Genomic DNA, 17,311 nt, shown 5'->3' on the forward strand with positions numbered 1-17,311 from the left:
TCGAAACCGGCGGGTCGAGCGGCGGGACTGCCAGCGCTTGTAGTCGCCCTCCGCACGAGGGCGTGGATCGAAACTGGGTGTCGCTCGAAAAGCGCGCATAGATGGCCACGTCGCCCTCCGCACGAGGGCGTGGATCGAAACGATGCGGCAGTCTCGATCCGGCCGGGGCGCCGGCGGTCGCCCTCCGCACGAGGGCGTGGATCGAAACCGCGATCCCCGCGAAGCGGGCCAGCTCGACCGTCCCGTCGCCCTCCGCACGAGGGCGTGGATCGAAACGCCGTCAAGCAGTCCTTTGCGGACGCCACACGGCGGTCGCCCTCCGCACGAGGGCGTGGATCGAAACCACGGCCGCTCCGCCGATGGCCGAGGCCTCAAGAGTCGCCCTCCGCACGAGGGCGTGGATCGAAACGCGGCCGATCGCGTCTATGACAGCGCGATCGATCCCGTCGCCCTCCGCACGAGGGCGTGGATCGAAACCTCGCCGAGGGTCACTTCGCGCACCTGTTCGGCCGGTCGCCCTCCGCACGAGGGCGTGGATCGAAACATCGCTCGGCCGGGAGGTTCCGCGCCGTTGGGCCTGTCGCCCTCCGCACGAGGGCGTGGATCGAAACATGCAGCGTGCCGCGCGCGTCTTCGCGGAGAGCGATGTCGCCCTCCGCACGAGGGCGTGGATCGAAACGCGAGCAGCCAGGGCATCAGGCGGCACCCCGGCTGTCGCCCTCCGCACGAGGGCGTGGATCGAAACTTTCGCCGGCGGCTTCGCGGTAACCTTGGCGTGCGTCGCCCTCCGCACGAGGGCGTGGATCGAAACATTGCGACGGCCGAACAGCGCCAAGCGTTCGACCAGTCGCCCTCCGCACGAGGGCGTGGATCGAAACGCGAGCAGCCAGGGCATCAGGCGGCACCCCGGCTGTCGCCCTCCGCACGAGGGCGTGGATCGAAACCGAAAAGAACGGAAACAGGCGCGGGTTGTACGGCCCGTCGCCCTCCGCACGAGGGCGTGGATCGAAACGGGGACGATCAATCGGGCTGCATGCGGCTGCGACGGTCGCCCTCCGCACGAGGGCGTGGATCGAAACACGGCGGTGGGGAACATGACCTCCCCGGACACCGTGTCGCCCTCCGCACGAGGGCGTGGATCGAAACCCTGGCGGGCATTTGAGGTGGGACAGGTGGGACAGGTCGCCCTCCGCACGAGGGCGTGGATCGAAACCAGTTGGAGATCAGATAGGCGAACACGCCGACGAACATCACCGCCCGCGCATGTGCACGGATCGAAACTCACTCGGCCGCCTACGCAAGCGGCTGGATGATCGGCCGCCCACCGCCTATCCGAGCGCCCATCTCGGCCTGGGCCAGGCGGTCGGGGCGGGCGCCGCCGTGTCGACATAGCTGCGGGCGGCGAGGTCGGTCATGGACCAGCCCCAGTTGATCAGCCGGCCCTGTTCCTCCTCGCTGAACGGGTTGAGGCGGGTCCTCAGCCGGGCGAGGCCGCGGGTCAGCCGCGGATCGGTGGCGAGTTTCCGCGCGGCGGGATAGTCCGCCGGGTCGCCGTCGATGCCGGCGAAGGCGAAGGGCCTTGCCGCCGGCTGGCCCGGCGCGGCGCCGCGGCTGCGATGGAGGAAGCGCTTGCGCAGCGCGCGCGCCTGGTCGGTCGCGATGTCGAGGACGCGCATCAGCTGCTGCGGCCAGAGCAGGCCGGCCTCCGCGTCGATGGTGAACGGCGCGCCGGCATCGCTGACGAACAGCGGCGCGAAATCGTCGACGGTTTCGAGCCCGAGATTGTCGTAGGCCCCGCCATCGGTGAGCGACAAGGTCCTGGTGAAGGCCGGATCGCCGAAATGGCTGGTGCCGGCGAGGTCGCTCCAGCGGCCGACGGCGCCGGCCGCGACGGTGACCGGGGAGAGGACCGGGGGGAAGGCGCTGGAGGCCGCCACCGCCACCGCCAGCCTGAGCTTCGGCTGCCGGATCTCGCCGATCGAATAGTCGGCGAGCCGCAGCTTCTGCATGCGGACGAGGCGGCCGGTCTGCAGATTGGTGGCGTTGAACACGAATTGCGGCGTGTCCGGCAGTTCGGCCAGCGTCCGGCCCTCGTACATCTCGTCATAGATGTCGGCGAGCACGTCGCCGATCGACTTGCCCGGCAGCAGCGCGCCCCAGCCGACGGCGGCCTTGTCGATGGTGCGGGTGCAGAAGCTCTGCAGCGGGGCGATCACCGCCTCTTCGAGATTGGTGAACCGTGCCCCCTTCAGCCTGAGCCGCGGCCAGGCGGCGGCGAGCATGCCGGCGGCGATGGCGCCGCCCGACACGGCGGAGATGCGTTCCATGCGCGCCAGGAAGCCGAGTTCGTTGAGGCGGATGAAGGTTCCGCAGTGGAACAGTGTGGCGCGAAAGCCGCCGCCCGACAGGGCGAGGGCTGGCGCATCGCGGCGCGCGCTCTCTGGCATGGTCGATCCCCCCGGTGATGGCTCGGCGGTCGCCGGCGACCGGCAACCGCTTGCAGCCTGCCTGTCATCCTGCGCGGCGGGCGATGCCGGCCGGCCTCAAAGCAGCGCCGCGAGCGCCGGCGACAGCGGCGTGGCGGCGAGGTATTTCATGTTGACGAAGCCGGCGTGGCGGTCGGCGCTGTCGAGGCCGACCGAGGCCCAGCGCGTCAGGTAGCGTGCGCGGGCGGTGGCCGGACGCGGGTCGATGCAGGCCTCGCGCCCCCCATAGGCGATCGATCGGACATGCACCGTCCGCCCGTTGCGCAATTCGGCGAGAACCGGGCTGTCGGTCGAAGGCCCCTGGCGCAGGTTGAGCCTGCCGTCGGGCGAGGCGACCTCGGTCTCGAAGCCGAGCCGCGGCTGCCGGGCGATCAGGGCGTTGAGGCCGGCGACGTCGAACAGCGGTCCCGGATCGAACCTGCCCATGATTGCGACGTCGTGGTGGCCGACCACTTCCTCGATGTCGTAGGCATCGATGATGTCGCGCACGATCTTGCGGCAGGCGCTCACCTGGGCCGCCGGATAATGCTCCCAGAGCTGCATCGCCGCGTCGTCGGGATTGTAGATGAGCCGGCCCGGCCCGTACGGCGCGCCGGCATCGAAGGCATGACCCTTGTTCATCAGGCAGATGCCGACCGAGCCGAGCTGCACCGAACTGTCCAGCCCGACATTGCCGAGTGGCTTCCAGTTGCTGAGGCCGGGATGCGCGGCCGTCTCGGTGAAGCGCCGGGTCTGGAAAGCCGCGCCGCTCCTTTCGATCAGGATGTGGTGGCTCGCCCTCTGCGCGTCGAGCGCGGCGACCGCTTCGGCGACCGTGTTGGTCTCCGAACAATGGATGACGGCGAGGCGCGGCGTCTGGTTCGCGCCCTGGTGCAGAAGCGTCAGCTTCGCAAGGCCGTCGATCCAGTGATGGGTGATGCTCAAGGGTCGTCTCCCGCCGTCGGACCGGCACCGATCCGCCCGCCGGCGGATGCGGGCGCCGGGACACCGAACGCGTGAGGCGGAGACTATGGGCAGGTCGTGAGCGCTCCGTGATTTGCTTCGGCACGCCTCGGCCTTCCCTGCGCGCGCTTGTCGCGCCTTGCGGGGGTCCTCCCCGGGCGCATAGACTTCCAGGCCTGTCGGCTTGCTGCCAGGCGTTCACGGGAACGGAAAAGTGCTTTCGCTTCTGCGTATAGAAGCGCATCGGGGTAGGCTTCTATGCTGTCGATCTCAGTCCTGGGCGGCTTCGATCTCGCCATAGGCGGCCAGCGCGCGGAACTGCGCAGCCGCAAGGCGCAGGCGCTTCTGGCCTATCTCCTGCTCAACCCGATGCCTTCGGATACCCGCGAGCGGCTCTGCGGCCTGCTCTGGAGCGAGTTCGCCGAGGAGAAGGCGCGCGCCTCGCTGCGCCAGGTGCTGCATGGGCTGCGCGAGACCTTCGAAAGCCTCGGCTTCGCCGGCCTGCAGCTGGACCGGGAGGCTGTCAGGCTGGACCGCGATGCCATCGCCTTCGATGTCGGCGCCGTGCTCGCCGACCTGTCGCGCGGCGCGGTGCCCGAGATCCTCACCGCCATGGAGCAGCCGCACGAGGCGCTGCTCGCCGGCTTCGACGGCCTCGACCCCGGTTTCGACGTCTGGCTCACCATTCACCGCCGGCTGATCCGCGAGCGGTTCGAGCACTCGCTCTTCGCGCTCGCCGAAGGCGATGTCGGCCAGGAGACGACCATCCGCGCGGCGACCGCGCTGATGAACATCGACCCGACCAACGAGGTCGCCTGCCGCACCCTGATGCGGGCGCGCGCCGCGCGCGGCGAACTGTCGGCCGGCCTCAAGGTCTATCGCAAGCTCTGGGATCATCTTGCCGACGAATACGACATGGAGCCCTCGCCGGAGACGCAGGCGCTGGCCGTCGAGCTGAAGAGCGCGCCGCCGGCCGTGCTGACCCGCAGCGAAGCCATCGTGCTTCCGGGCGGCGGCGAGCCCGACCCTCGCGACCCGCGTGGCGAAGCCTCGGCGCAATATGCCATCGTGGTCGCGCCCTTCGACGCGCGCGGGGTCAATACCGAGTTCGGCTATCTCATTTCCGGCCTGCGCCAGGAGCTGATCGCCAAGCTCGTCCGCTTCCGGGAATGGGCGATCATCGACGGCCGGCATGTGCAGACCGACGCCATGCAGTCCTTCGCCGCGCGCTGGCCGGGCCATATCTGGCTGGACGCCCTGATCTTCGAGGCCGGCGGGCAGATCCGCATCAGCATCACCGTGCGCCGGCACGACGATGCCAACGTGATCTGGAGCGACAGCTTCAATTTCGGCCTCGACAACTGGTTCAAGATCGAGCGCGAGCTCCTCTCGCGCATGGCGGCGACGCTGAACATCCACGTCTCCACCGCCCGCCTGATCGCCTCCTCCGGCGCGCCCGACGTGTCGCTCGCCGTCTATGACCGCTGGCTGCGTGGCCAGTCGATCATCATGAACTGGAAGCCGGAGCGGGACCAGGCACGCGGCATCTACCGGCAGATCCTCGCCGAGGCGCCCTATTTTTCGCCGGCGCATTCGAGCTTGGCGCAGCTGGAGAACATGGAGCACCTGGCGCTGCCGGGGACCTTCCGGACCAGCGAGCGCGAAGCCGCCGGGCTCGACCATGCCCGCCACGCGGTGCGCTACGACCCGTTCGATTCGCGGGCCCATCTCGCGCTCGGCTGGGCCTCGGCGATGAACCGCCAGTTCGACCAGGCCTATGCCGCCTTCACCATGGCGCTCGAGCTGAACGAGAACGATCCCTGGACGATCAATTCGGCGGCGCTCGGCTGCGCCTATTGCGGCGATATCGACCACGCCAAGGCGACGCTCGAAAAGGCGCTCACCTGGGGCCTCAAGCCGACCGCCTTCCACGCCGCCTATCAGGGCGCCATCCGCTTCATGGCCGGCGACTATCCGGCCGCGCTGCAGGCCTATGAGCAGGCCGGCGACATCATCGGCGACCTCGCCGCCTGGAAGGCGGCAACGCTTGCCCATCTCGGGCGCACCGAGGAGGCGCGCCAGACCATGCAGCATTTCAAGGCCCACGCCCGGGCCCGCTGGAGCGGGACGGAGGAGGCGACCGAGGAGCGGCTGGCAGCCTGGCTGCTGCATGCCTTCCCGATCCGCGCCCGCAGCGTCTGGGAGCGGCTGCGCGAGGGCGTCGTCCTCGCCGGCCTCGCCGTGCCGCGCGAGGACGAGATCCCGCGCAGGCCCTGAAGGCCTCGCGCGCCATGGGCCGCCGCGGGCCGCCGCGAGCCGCCGTGGCGGCACCGCGGGCATCAGCCGCAATGCGAGATGACGTAGTCGCAGATCCGCGTGTTGAGGATCTCCTCGGGCGACTTGCGCGGCGTCAGGCCCTTGTAGATCGGCGGCACGACATAGTCCGAGCCCTTGGCCTCCGGGTTCTTGGCATGCAGATAGGCCTGCCGTGCGAGCTCCTTCGGCGGCAGCGCCAGATAATAGGTGCCCCCGGGTTCGGTCTGGACATACTCGACCGAGGTGATCCAGGCCGGGATCGGCTGTTTCAGCATGCCGGCCGTCGCCGCCTCGAATTCGGCGCGTGTCTGCTTCAGCCCGTGCGCGCCCTTCATGGACAGCTTGAGGAAATAGGCCCCGAGCTTCTTCCAGCCGTCCGCGCCGATCGGCTCGCACTGGTTCTCGGCGAAATAGGCCATGTACTGCTCGTAGAGCTTCTTGAGCTCGGCCGTGTTCCTGGCCTCCACCAGGTCCTTGACCTGCTGTTCGGTCTTATAGGGCGGTCTCTGCATGATATCCTCGCTCTGGATGCGCCCCTTGGTCCCCTCCGCGGCATGGCGCGACTGCCGGTCGGCACATTGGCGGCTCAGGGTCCGAGATGCCGGATCAGGTCCTGCATGGTGGCCGGCAGCGTGCCGCCGAAGGCCGCCCTGATGTCCCGGTCGACCACCTTCGGCGGCGACGTGAGCCCGCGTGGACTGTAGCGCCGGCCGGCTTCGACGGCCGTTGCGGTGGCATCGGCCACGAGCCGCGCGAACAGCGTCTCGGCGACGATGAACGACCCGAGCGGGCCGAGCCGGAGCCCGCCGCCGATCTGCTCGGCCTCGAACAGCACGAAGAAGAACAGGGGCGGGTTGCGTGTCAGGAAGTCGGCCTGGGCTTCCGAGAAGGCGACGTCCTTCGGCTGGCCGGCCATGCCGGCGGCATCGAGCCAGCGCCGCACGGCCTGCGCGCGGTGCTCCGCTGAAGCGAGCAGCCGGTGCCGCTCGATGATGCGGCGCAGGGCTTCGTCGCGCTTCATCACGGCGAGGATGGCCGCGACCGATGCCATCGGCACGCTATAGGCGCGGGCGAGGTCGCGGGTGGCCATGCCGGTCGCCGGCCCGGTCTGCCCCGATTTGGTCACCGCGATCGGCAGGGCCCGGTCGAGGCCGTCGGGGCCGGCCGCCACGAAGGTCGTGTCCGGCCCCATCGGCGTGATGGTGGGGCCGAGCGGGCGCGAGAACATGAACTCGGCGGGCGAGTCGCCGGGCTGGCCGCCGAAGAACCGGTTCCAGTCGATCAGCCAGGATTCGTCGAACGGCATCAGGTCGGGCTCGTTCGACGAGCTGTGCCGGAGGATGTCGTCCAGCTCGAAAGGCCTGAGAAGGCCGAGCCGGTAGGACGGCCTGACCATGGCATGGCCGAACCGGAAGGCGGCGTGGGAGAACTCGACCGGCATGCGCAGCACGGGCGCCGCCGTGACCAACCGGATCGCGCCGTCGGTGCGCCCGGCATCCGGCGCATAGCGCGCGAAGACGTCGGGATCGAGCATGCGCCGGAGATAGTCGTTCCAGACGATCGTCCGGTAGATATGGACATTGGCCGCCCGGGCCCGCTCGAACACCTGATGGTAGTCGAGCTCCGTCATGGCCTCGCCCGCATGGGACGCGGACTGCAGCACGGCATCCGCGATGCGGTTGTGCGACCGCATGAACAGGGTCGTCAGCTGCGAGATCAGCGCGTGGTCGTCATTGCGTCCGTCGGGCACGAGCACGTCGGTCGCGCCGCGCTCCGCCTCGGCCGGCGCGCCGTCGAGCCCGTTCAGCACCGGGCAGGCGAGCCGCGGCAGATCGGGCGCCTGCGGCCCGCCGGAGCTGCGCGTCAGGCCGAGGCGCAGATGGGTGCGCTCGGTGCGCCAGGGATCGGCGCCGCCCGCGCCGACCGGGCAGGCATAGGCGAGCGGGAAATATTTCGGCCCGCCGCCATAGATCGTCTCCAGGCGCAGCGATGCCGAGCGCAGATTGTCGAGCGACTCGGCACTGGCGCCGCCGCCCTGGTGCGGAAAGCGCTCGGCGGCGAAGCTGATATCGTGCGCGATGAACTGGCCGAGATAGGTATAGCCGGCCGGCGCGGTGCGGCTGTCGATCGGCCGGACCGGCGCCGTCGCGCTCGGCACGTTCCAGTCGAGCATGCGCGCGCCGATATTGGCGATGAGCTGGCACTGGTCCTCGACCGCCGGAAAATCCTGCATCAGGCGACGGCTGTCGTCGGCGTCTCGCAGGTCGCTCGCGCCGATGAGCGAGACATAGTCGTCAGCCGCGGGCGGCGGGGCCGCGGGCGGCGCTGCCGGCGCCGCCACGCGCTCGGCCATGGCAAAGCCTGCGGACGTGGCGACCCCGGGCGGCTGCGCGCGCCGGAACGGCAGATTGTTCCCGTGTTGTCCCATGATGGCCAGCCTCCCCCGACAGAACCAGCGGTTCGGATGTTCAGCCCATCCAGCGTGATCCGAGCGTGATCGGCCGCACGCCGCTTGGCAAATGCGCCGCTAGTAGAGCGGAATGTCGGTCTGGCCGGCCGAACCCGGCGACGCGGCGGCGCGGGCGAGGCGCGCGGTCCTGACGCTTGAGGGAAGCGGCTGCAGGCCGGGCACGATCGTCTTGACCACCGGCACGCCGATGGCGGCATGGGCGAGATCGACGGCGAGCGCGGGGTAGCCGGCTTCGGCAAGACGCCCGACAAGGCCTTCGAGATTTTCGGGCGTCGCGGCCGCGGCGGGCAGGGCCGGCGGCCGTCTCGGCGCGAGCATCGGCAGCGCGGCTGCATCGATCCGGTCGAACCGTGCCTGGTGCCTGAGGTCGGCCGGGCTCGACGGCGCGCGGCCGCTGGCGCGCTTGAGCGCCATCAGGTGCCAGGCGACCTCCATCTGGCAGAGCTCGACGAAGGCAGCCCGCGCCGCCGCCGCCGGCGAGAGGCGCGCCGCGGCGCCATGGGCGAAGCCCTGGCCGTCGGCCGTCACCGAGACGCAGGCGATGCAGGGCACGCCGAGATCCGAGGTGATGTCGAGCATCCAGGTGCGCCGGGCGGCCCGGCCCTGGCGTACGGCCCCGATCATCGCCAGCAGGCCGGCTTCCTCGAGCGTTTCCAGCGCTACGAGGCGCGCGGGCCGGCCGGCATGCCACCAGAGCGCGGCGGCGTCGCGCTCGACCCATTCCAGCAGGCCGGAGAGGGTGGCCTCGGCCGCCGTCGGTCCGCAGGCGCAGCCGATGCTCGGATTGACAGCCGCTTCGCCGGCTCCCCTCAGGCAGAGCGAGGCCGGCACCAGGGTCGTGCCGCCGCCGGCCAGGATTCGGGCGGCAAGGCCGGCCCGTACGCCGTCGGCCGGCGCGTCGGGCCCGGCGAGCGCGGCCAGCGCCGCACGCGCCGCCGGGTCGAGGCCTTCGCCGAACCGATCGGCGGGCAGGGCGGTGGCCGCCGCCGCGCTGCCGGACTGGGCGAGCCGCTCCGCCGTTTCGCCGAGGCAGGCCACGAGCGCCTCGCGAAAGGTTGCGCCGCAGGCGCCGGCGCTGATCATGTCGGTTGCCTGCGGCGTGTCGAGGTGTCGCTCCGGCGTCGTCATGGCGCCGACGAAATGGATGCCCGGCGCATCAGGCGCCTCGATCTCGAAAATGTCGGCGGCGCGCGCCGCCAGCGCCAGGAACGCCGGGGGGATCGGGCGCTCGGGTCCCGGCCCGCTGGCCTCGTTGAGGCGCGCCGCCAGAACGGCGGCGTCGGCTGTCGTCGCTTCGCCGGCAAAGCGTCCATCGGCGTCCATCGACAGCGCCTGCCAGGCCGAGGCCGGATGAGATGTCCACTTCATGATCCAAGACGATCCGCTTCGCTGTCCAAGTCCAGGATAGCGGCTGCCATAGGGGCAAGGTCAATCCATTTGCGCGACGGGCGCCGCCTGTTCTTCCGTGCCGCGCCGGTGGCCGGCGGATGGATTTGGCAACTCACGCTGGACTCACAGAGATGCGTCCAGTCTGTGGCCATCGTTTCTTGGCTGCCGGACTTGGGGGGCTGTCATGGCGAAGACGACAGGCGGAGGCGGGGCCGCGGCCGTGGCGCGCGCTGCCGGGCGGGCGCGCAGCGAGCGCGACGGCGCCGTGCGGGGAGGCGGCCGGTCATGACCCTGGCCGAGGCCGAACCGCGTGCCGCATCGCCCGGCCGCAGCGACAGGGTACGCCAGCCGATGAACGGCACCTTCGCGGCCATCAGGCTCGCCCCCGAGGACTATGGCCGGCTCGGCTTCGACGATTTCGTCCAATACATCCTCGGCAGGCTCGACGAGGCGCGCGACCAGCGCGCCGGCTATTACGGCGCGCTGCGCACCCGCAATTCCCGCTGGGTGATGGGCTCGCGCCGATGGCTGGCCCTTGCCGGCGCCGTCGCGCTGCTGCTGACGACGCTCGGTGCCGGCCTGCGGCTCAGCCAATGGGCCGCCGACGGCTGGGACAAGGCGGCGCTGCTCGCCGCCCTGGTGCTCTATGCGGTCATGGGCGCGGTCGCCTTCTACGAGCGCGGCGCCGACCGGACCAGCACCTATTTCCGGCACGTGGCGATCATCCTTGCCATCCGCGATCTCTGGACCAGGCTGCAGTTCGAGGTGCTGCGGGAGGTCATGGGCTTCCGGCAGGCGGGCGCGGCCGGCGACGAGGCCGCGGTGCGCACGCGCATCGTCGCCCTCGCCGAGGCCTTCAGCAACGACCTCAACCGGCTGACCGAGACCGAGGTCTCCGACTGGCGCGCCGAAATCCTGACCTCGCTCTCCGAGCTGGAGGCCGCGGCCCGCAAGGGCGGCGAGGATGCCGGCGCGCGCCTCGCGGCCCATGTCGCGGAGGCGCAGAAGGCCGCAGCCGCGGCCGAGGAGGCGGCCGGGCGTGCGCTTGCCGCGGTCCGCCCGAGCTTCCTCAACCTCGAGCTTTCGGAAGGCTATGACAGTCCCGTCACCGTCACCATCGACGGCGTCAAGGTGATCGAGGCGAGCGGCCGGCGCTTTGCGCTCGGCGAGCTCAGGCCCGGCCCGCGGACGATCGCGGTGACTGCGCAGAAAGGCGGCAAGCCGGTCGGCGCCTCGCTGACCCATGACGCCAAGCCCGGCGTCGAGCGGCTGGCGCTGACGCTCGAAGGGTGAGGGGGATGCGCGAAGGATGTGATTGCGTAATTTACGTCAATGATGTAATTTACAGCATTGACGGAGTCCCATTGTGGCAGTTTACTCGACCAGCGATCTCTCAAGACGGGCGGGTGACGTCATCGCTGATGCGATGCGCGACCCGGTCATCATCACCCAGCGCAACAAACCACGCCTTGTCTTGCTTTCCATCGAGGACTATCGCCGGCTTATCGAGCGGACGGAGACTCGCGCTGTGGGCACGCTCGAAAATATGCCGGATGACTTGTTCGAAGAGATCAAGGCGACACTCGATCGCTGCTACGCGCATTCGACGCTGCGTAATGACCGTTCAGACTGGCAGCCGCTGATTGAACATCTCACCAATGTAGCGGACCTCGCGGCTAAGTTCGGTACGAAATTCGGCGCGGAGCGGTTGGCGTGGTTGGCTGGGATGCTGCACGATCTCGGCAAATATTCGAGCGCTTTTCAGTCTTATATCGCGGGTCGTGGGGTGGCCCCGGACCACTCAACGGCGGGCGCGCAGGAAGTGCGGAGGCTTGCGAGAACGGAGCGCGACAACATCGCTGCGCAACTGGCGGCCTATGCGATCGCGGGTCATCATGGCGGGCTTCCAGATGGCGAGCGAGGCGCCTCCTCGCTGGCGAAGCGCCTCGAAAAGCAGATTGAACCCCTGGCTCCTATTTGGCGCGCCGAGATCCAACTGCAAACCCAGGATCTTCTGCCGGCCTGGGTCAGGCCGCGGCCCACAAAGGAGCAGACGGGGTTTGCGCTCGCCTTCCTGGGGCGCATGATTTTCTCATGCCTAGTCGATGCCGACCGACTCGACACTGAGGCCTTTCGCGACAAGATCGAAGGCCGAGCGAGCGACCGTGATTGGCCGAAACTCACCGCCAGGATTGATGGTCTTGTCGCTGCTTTCGATGCCTATATGGCAGGCAAGCTTGCCACCTTGTCGGAAGCTGCCCTTCAATCCGATATGAATCGGCTGCGCACCGCGGTTCTTGCGCACGCCCGTGCGAAGGCGAGCTTGCCGAAAGGCGTCTTCACGCTCGATGTGCCCACCGGTGGCGGCAAGACATTGGCCTCGCTCGCCTTCGCGCTGGACCATGCGAAGTGCCATCGCATGGACCGCATCATCTACGCCATTCCGTTCACCTCGGTCATCGACCAGGCGGCGGAGATCTTCCGGGGCGTGCTGGGCGCAGACATGGTCCTCGAACATCACAGTTCGATCGACAGCAGCGACCCGGAAAAAGAAGAAGATGCGAGCGCGGACGCTCAGCGTCTCGACATGAGGTTGCGCCTCGCCTTGGAGAACTGGGCGGCGCCTGTGGTCGTCACCACCAATGTCCAACTCTTCGAGAGCCTATTTTCGCACAAGACGACTCGCTGCCGGCGACTGCACAATCTCGCCAATGCGGTGATCGTGCTCGACGAGGTGCAGACGATCCCGCTTCATGTCTTGCGCCCCTGTGTCGCGGCGCTTGACGAGTTGGCGCGCAACTACGGCTGCTCCATCTTGCTTTGCACGGCCACCCAACCTGCGCTCAAGGCGCCTAACTTCGCGGGCGGCTTTGTCATCGGACCGGAGCGTGAGCTGGCGCCTGATCCGTCGGCTCTCCACGCCGCGTGCCGGCGCGTGACGCCGAGGTTCGCCGGCCGAATGACCGATGGTGCCTTGATTGGCCAACTCGCTGCGGTGGAGCAGGGCTTGGTGATCGTCAATAGCCGGGCGCACGCCCTGACGCTCTATCGCGCCGGCCGGGACGCGGATCTTGCGGGCTTGATCCATCTGTCGACCCGCCAAACAGCGGCCGACCGGCAGGTGATCCTGGCCGAAATCCGCCGGCGACTTGCTTCCGGCGAACCCTGCCGCGTTGTCGCGACCAGTTTGGTCGAGGCCGGCTTAGACTTGTCACTTCGGCGTGTTTGGCGCGCGCTGGCCGGTCTCGACAGCGTCATTCAGGCTGCCGGGCGCTGCAATCGCGAGGGGCGCTGGTCGGCGGTCGACAGCATCGTGACGGTGTTCGAACCGACGGAGGCGATGCCGCCGGCTGAAATCAGGCAGGCTGCCGAAGCCATGGGACGCATCGCTTCCCGTTATGACGACTTGTTCTCGCCTGGCGCGATCGAGGCTTTCTTTCGGGAAGTCTATTGGCAGAAGGGTGACGGCCTTGACCGCACGTATCTGCAGACGCTGGACGGCGAGGTTGGACTGGCGGTGCTGGATCAGTTCAGGATCGGCTCGGGCGCGACCGATTTCGCCTATCGCAATGTCGGCGAGAATTTTCGCCTTATTCGCGATGGCATGGCGCCGGTGATCGTTGGGATCGATAAAGAGCCCAAGGCCGTTCTCTCGGAACTCGAATTTGGCGAGATATCGCCCGGCGCCGCTGCTCGCCGCCTCCAGCGCTTTCTTGTCCAGGTGCCACCGCGCGCGCGCGACGAACTCGTACGTGGTGGCGATGCGCAATATGTCGAGAATTTTGGCGATCAGTTCGCTGTGCTGAAGACCGAGACTTTGTACAGCCGCGAAGAGGGGCTCGCCTGGGAGCGCGTCGCTCATCTGGGGACCGACGACAGTATCGCCTAACCGGCGCTGGCCAGGACAATCATGCCGTGCATGATGGAAAAGCGCTCTGCATAAGTGCAGGGCGCGCGGGGAGGGGCTGGATGGCCTACGGAATTCGCCTGCGCGTGAGCGGCCGGTTCGCCTTGTTTGTCCGGCCCGAATTGAAGGTCGAGCGCGTTTCCTATGACGTCATGACGCCCTCCGCCGCGCGCGGCATTCTGGAGGCGATCCATTGGAAGCCGGCTATCCGCTGGTCGATCGATGCGATCCACGTGCTGAAGCCCATCCGCTTTCAGTCGATCCGGCGCAACGAGGTGGGCGCGAAGGCGCCGGTCGGCAAGATCCGCTCGGCGATGAAGTCGGGCGAGATCGGCGACCTGACCCTGGTCGTCGAGCACGATCGCCAGCAGCGGGCTTCGACCGTCCTTGTCGATGTCGACTATGTCATCGCCGCCCATTTCGACATGACCGCCAAGGCCGGTCCCGACGACAATCCGGCCAAGCACGCCGAGAGCTTCAGCCGGCGCGCTCGCAAGGGCCAGTGCTTCCACCAGCCGTGTCTCGGCACGCGCGAATTCCCGGCCGATTTCAGCCTGATCGAGCCGGACGAGCCCATGCCTGTCGTCGCTCAGCAGGATCGTTCGGCAGCGCTCGGCTTCGGCGCGCCGCGCGATCTCGGCCTGATGCTCTACGACATTGATCACGAGCGTGATCGGTCATCGATGTTCTTCCGGGCAAGGCTCGTTGACGGGGTGCTGCAGGTTCCGGCGTCGAGGTCGCTGGAGGTGCTGCGATGATCGGCGCGGTCAATTGGGTGTGAAGTTGCCGAGTGCCCCGCCGGAGGCGTTGTTGGATTACCGCCTCCGGCCGCAGGCTTCCGCGGAGAATGCTCCAACGCTTGCGCGGTGAGCATGCCGAATTCCATACCACGACGATTCGTCTCGAGTCAACCATCACTCAGGTTGCTGAAGTTGAAAATGGGATTGCGATCTGCTATATCTCTCGACGGCCCACCTTGCGCGCCGTCCAAAAAGTGTCGCTCCCCCCGCGGGGGCGTGGATCGAAACAGCAAGCCTGATTGATTGTCGAAAACACTGGCGCGCAGGTGGGCTATCCGCCTTGTGCAAGACGGCTGCACCATGACTATCCTAGCCTCTCTCGTTCGCGCGCATGGTCGGCTGACGAGCCGCGGCGAAGTGCCGACCTTCGGCTTCAGCCAACAGGGCATTGGTTGGCTGATCGCGCTCGACACCGACGGAAAGCCTGTCGGCAGTCCCCATGATCTCGCTCGGGTCCAGGGCAAGAAGCGTTTGCCGCAGCAGATGGCTGTGCCGAGCCCCGTCAAGCGCACATCTGGCATCGCTCCGAATTTTCTCTGGGACAAGACGGCCTATGTCCTCGGCGTGACGGCCGGTACCGGCGCGCGCACGGCCCAGGAGCATCAGGCCTTTCTCGACCGGCATCGCGAATGGATCGCCGGCACGAATGACGAAGGCCTCGTCGCCTTTCTGCGGTTCCTGGACTGGTGGCGGCCGGAAAAATTCGTCGAACTCGGTTGGTCCGAGGAGATGAAGGATCAGAACCTCGTCTTCGCTCTCGAGAGCGAGCGGATGGCGAATGTCCGGCTGCACGACCGGCCGGCGGCGAAAGCCTTGTGGGCGCGTCTCCAGTCTGACGGCGGGCGGCCGGAGGCGGTCTGCCTCGTGACCGGCGAACGCGCGCCAATCGCGCGGTTGCATCCGGCCATCAAGGGGGTCTGGGGCGCGCAGACGGCAGGCGCTTCCATCGTCTCCTTCAATCTTGACGCCTTCACCTCCTATGGAAAGGAACAGGGCGACAACGCCCCCGTCTCCGATGTCGCGGCGGCGGCCTATACCTCCGCGCTCAACCACTTCCTCGAGCGCGGCAGCCGCCATCGTCTTCAGATCGGCGACGCCTCCACCGTCTTTTGGGCCGAGGCGGCGGACAGCGCCGCAGCGGATGCGGCCGACGCCATGTTCCAGCAGTTCTTCGCCATTGACGAGAACATGGAGGCCGACAAGGTCGGCGCGCTGCTCGACAATTTGCGTCACGGCCGGCCGGTCGGCGACCTGCAGCCGGCATTGTCATCAGGCGTTCGTTTCTTCGTGCTGGGCCTTGCCCCCAACGCCGCGCGATTATCCGTCCGTTTCTTCGTCGAGAACGATTTCGGCGTCATTGCGAAGCGCTACCTCGATCATCTCGAAAGGCTGCGCATCGACCCGCCGCCGCGGGAGGAAAACCCGTCGATCTGGCGCATGCTGATCGAGACGGCGGTGCTGCGCAAATCCGACAACATCCAGCCGAACCTTGCCGGCGACTGGTTCCGCGCCATCCTCACAGACACGCCCTATCCGATGACGCTTCTGTCGTCGCTGATCATGCGCCTGCGTGCGGACCATGACGTCAATGCGCTCAGGGCCGCGATCCTGAAATCCGTGCTCATCAAGAACTTCAACGTGGAGGCGCCCGTGTCGCTCGATCCCGCATGCAGGGATAAAGGCTATCTCTGGGGCAGGCTGTTTGCTGTCTTTGAGCAGGTGCAAGTGGCGGCGCTCGGGACAGGAGTTAATGCCACGATCAAAGATAAATTTTATGGGGCCGCATCTGCCCAGCCACGCAAGGTCTTCCGCATTATTCAAAGCGGCTCGGCCTACCACCTGTCGAAGATCGGAAAGCAGAATCCCGGTCGGCGGATCAATCTGGAGAAGTTGATCGCCGAGATTATGGAAGAGATGACGCCGAGCGACGATCCCTTCCCGGCCAGTCTGCCGGACAAGAGCCAGGCCCTCTTCGCGCTCGGCTACTACCACCAGCGCAATGCGTTTTTCCGCAAGACCGACAAGACCGGGCCAGGGGAGGCTGCCTGATGACGACGCTCGCCAACAAATACGACATCGTCTTCCTGTTCGATGTCACCCGGGGCAATCCGAACGGCGACCCGGATGCCGGCAACCTGCCGCGCCTGGACCCCGAGACCAATCACGGCCTCGTCAGCGACGTCTCGCTGAAGCGCAAGATCCGCAACTACACCGAACTCGCCAAGGGCGATCAGCCGGGCTACCGGATCTATGTCCAGGAAGGCGCCATCCTCAACGAGCGGCACCGCGAGGCCTATCGCGCGGTACGGCCGGGCAATGACAAGGTCGACAAGGACGCCAAGCTGAACCCGCAGGGCGATGACGAAGCGCGCAGGATCACCGGCTTCATGTGCGACAACTTTTTCGACGTTCGCAGCTTCGGTGCGGTGATGAGCACCGGCATCAATGCCGGCCAGGTTCGCGGGCCGGTGCAGGTGACCTTCGCCTCCTCGGTCGAGAAGATCCTGCCGCTCGAAATCTCGATCACGCGCATGGCCGCCACCAACGAGAAGGAGAAGGCCGAGCGCGACAAGGGCGAGGGTGACGATCGCACCGAGAACCGCACCATGGGGCGCAAGCACATCGTGCCCTACGGGCTCTACCGCGCCCATATCTTCGTCAATGCCAAGCTGGCCGAGCGCACCGGCTTCAGCGAGGCGGACATGGACCATCTTTTCCAAGCGCTCGCCAACATGTTCGAGCACGACCGTTCCGCCGCGCGCGGCGAAATGGCGGCGCGCCGTGTCATTGCCTTCAAGCACGCCTCGGCGCTCGGCAATGCCGCGGCGCACCGACTGTTCGAACGGGTCACCGTGCGCCGGCGTATCGGTGACAGCCTCTATGACCCGCTCGACGAAAAGCTCGACAATTATCCGCCGGCCCGGCGGTTCGAGGACTACGAGGTGACCGTCGACACGGCGAACTTGCCCGAAGGCGTGGAGGTGCTGGAACGGGCCTGAAG

At 67.8% G+C, this 17,311-nt stretch carries 11 protein-coding genes, 1 pseudogene and 1 CRISPR repeat array (1 of these 13 cut by a window edge); of the genes and pseudogenes, 7 read left to right on the forward strand and 5 right to left on the reverse strand.

The genetic code is table 11. The annotated features are described in order from the left end of the window. Positions 1–1,213: direct repeats of the CRISPR family, unit length 32 nt; unit sequence GTCGCCCTCCGCACGAGGGCGTGGATCGAAAC; it begins 696 nt to the left of the window's first position. Positions 1,214–1,328: 115 nt separating this feature from the next. Both OZ671_RS17125 and OZ671_RS17130 read right to left on the reverse strand, forming a co-directional pair. Beyond that, a complete protein-coding gene (locus OZ671_RS17125; protein ID WP_268861872.1) occupies positions 1,329–2,447 on the reverse strand; it encodes a patatin-like phospholipase family protein in 1,119 nt (372 codons plus the stop codon). 96 nt (positions 2,448–2,543) lie between these two features. After that, complete coding sequence (locus OZ671_RS17130) at positions 2,544–3,410, reverse strand: N-acetylmuramoyl-L-alanine amidase (RefSeq protein ID WP_268861873.1); 867 nt, start codon at positions 3,408–3,410, stop codon at positions 2,544–2,546. Between the two features lie 276 nt (positions 3,411–3,686). Here OZ671_RS17130 and OZ671_RS17135 point away from each other — a divergent pair, with 276 nt between their 5' ends. Next, entirely contained in the window at positions 3,687–5,705 is a 2,019-nt protein-coding gene (locus OZ671_RS17135; RefSeq protein ID WP_268861874.1) for a BTAD domain-containing putative transcriptional regulator, read from the forward strand. A 62-nt stretch (positions 5,706–5,767) separates the two neighbouring features. On the opposite strand, the gene OZ671_RS17140 is transcribed toward OZ671_RS17135, so the two are convergent. The 3 genes from OZ671_RS17140 to OZ671_RS17150 all read right to left on the reverse strand — a co-directional run bounded on the left by OZ671_RS17140 (position 5,768) and on the right by OZ671_RS17150 (position 9,582). Beyond that, positions 5,768–6,256: a hypothetical protein gene (locus tag OZ671_RS17140; protein ID WP_038304753.1), complete on the reverse strand. Its 489-nt coding sequence runs from the start codon at positions 6,254–6,256 to the stop codon at positions 5,768–5,770. Positions 6,257–6,330: 74 nt separating this feature from the next. Beyond that, entirely contained in the window at positions 6,331–8,172 is a 1,842-nt protein-coding gene (locus tag OZ671_RS17145; protein WP_268861875.1) for a peroxidase family protein, read from the reverse strand. 99 nt (positions 8,173–8,271) lie between these two features. Next, positions 8,272–9,582, reverse strand: a complete 1,311-nt coding sequence (locus OZ671_RS17150; protein WP_268861876.1) for a YcaO-like family protein — start codon at positions 9,580–9,582, stop codon at positions 8,272–8,274. A gap of 306 nt (positions 9,583–9,888) precedes the next feature. On the opposite strand from OZ671_RS17150, the gene OZ671_RS17155 reads away from it, so the two are divergent. From OZ671_RS17155 to cas7c, 6 genes and pseudogenes are all read left to right on the forward strand, one after another. Then, positions 9,889–10,896 (forward strand): hypothetical protein, encoded by a 1,008-nt coding sequence (locus OZ671_RS17155; protein WP_268861877.1) that lies wholly within the window; start codon positions 9,889–9,891, stop codon positions 10,894–10,896. A gap of 70 nt (positions 10,897–10,966) precedes the next feature. Beyond that, positions 10,967–11,191: pseudogene (locus OZ671_RS31975) on the forward strand (type II toxin-antitoxin system prevent-host-death family antitoxin); the annotation flags it as partial. A gap of 54 nt (positions 11,192–11,245) precedes the next feature. Next, entirely contained in the window at positions 11,246–13,492 is a 2,247-nt protein-coding gene (locus tag OZ671_RS17160) for a CRISPR-associated endonuclease Cas3'' (RefSeq protein ID WP_328286377.1), read from the forward strand. A gap of 80 nt (positions 13,493–13,572) precedes the next feature. Then, positions 13,573–14,268, forward strand: coding sequence for a type I-C CRISPR-associated protein Cas5c (gene cas5c, locus OZ671_RS17165; RefSeq protein WP_268861879.1), 696 nt, complete (start codon positions 13,573–13,575; stop codon positions 14,266–14,268). A gap of 342 nt (positions 14,269–14,610) precedes the next feature. Next, a complete protein-coding gene (gene cas8c / locus OZ671_RS17170) occupies positions 14,611–16,359 on the forward strand; it encodes a type I-C CRISPR-associated protein Cas8c/Csd1 (protein ID WP_268861880.1) in 1,749 nt (582 codons plus the stop codon). Further along, complete coding sequence (gene cas7c, locus OZ671_RS17175; RefSeq protein WP_268861881.1) at positions 16,359–17,309, forward strand: type I-C CRISPR-associated protein Cas7/Csd2; 951 nt, start codon at positions 16,359–16,361, stop codon at positions 17,307–17,309. Before cas8c ends, cas7c begins: the two co-directional genes overlap by 1 nt. Positions 17,310–17,311: the final 2 nt, after the last annotated feature.

Source organism: Phreatobacter sp. AB_2022a (assembly GCF_026847585.1).
Classification (GTDB): Bacteria; Pseudomonadota; Alphaproteobacteria; order Rhizobiales; family Phreatobacteraceae; genus Phreatobacter.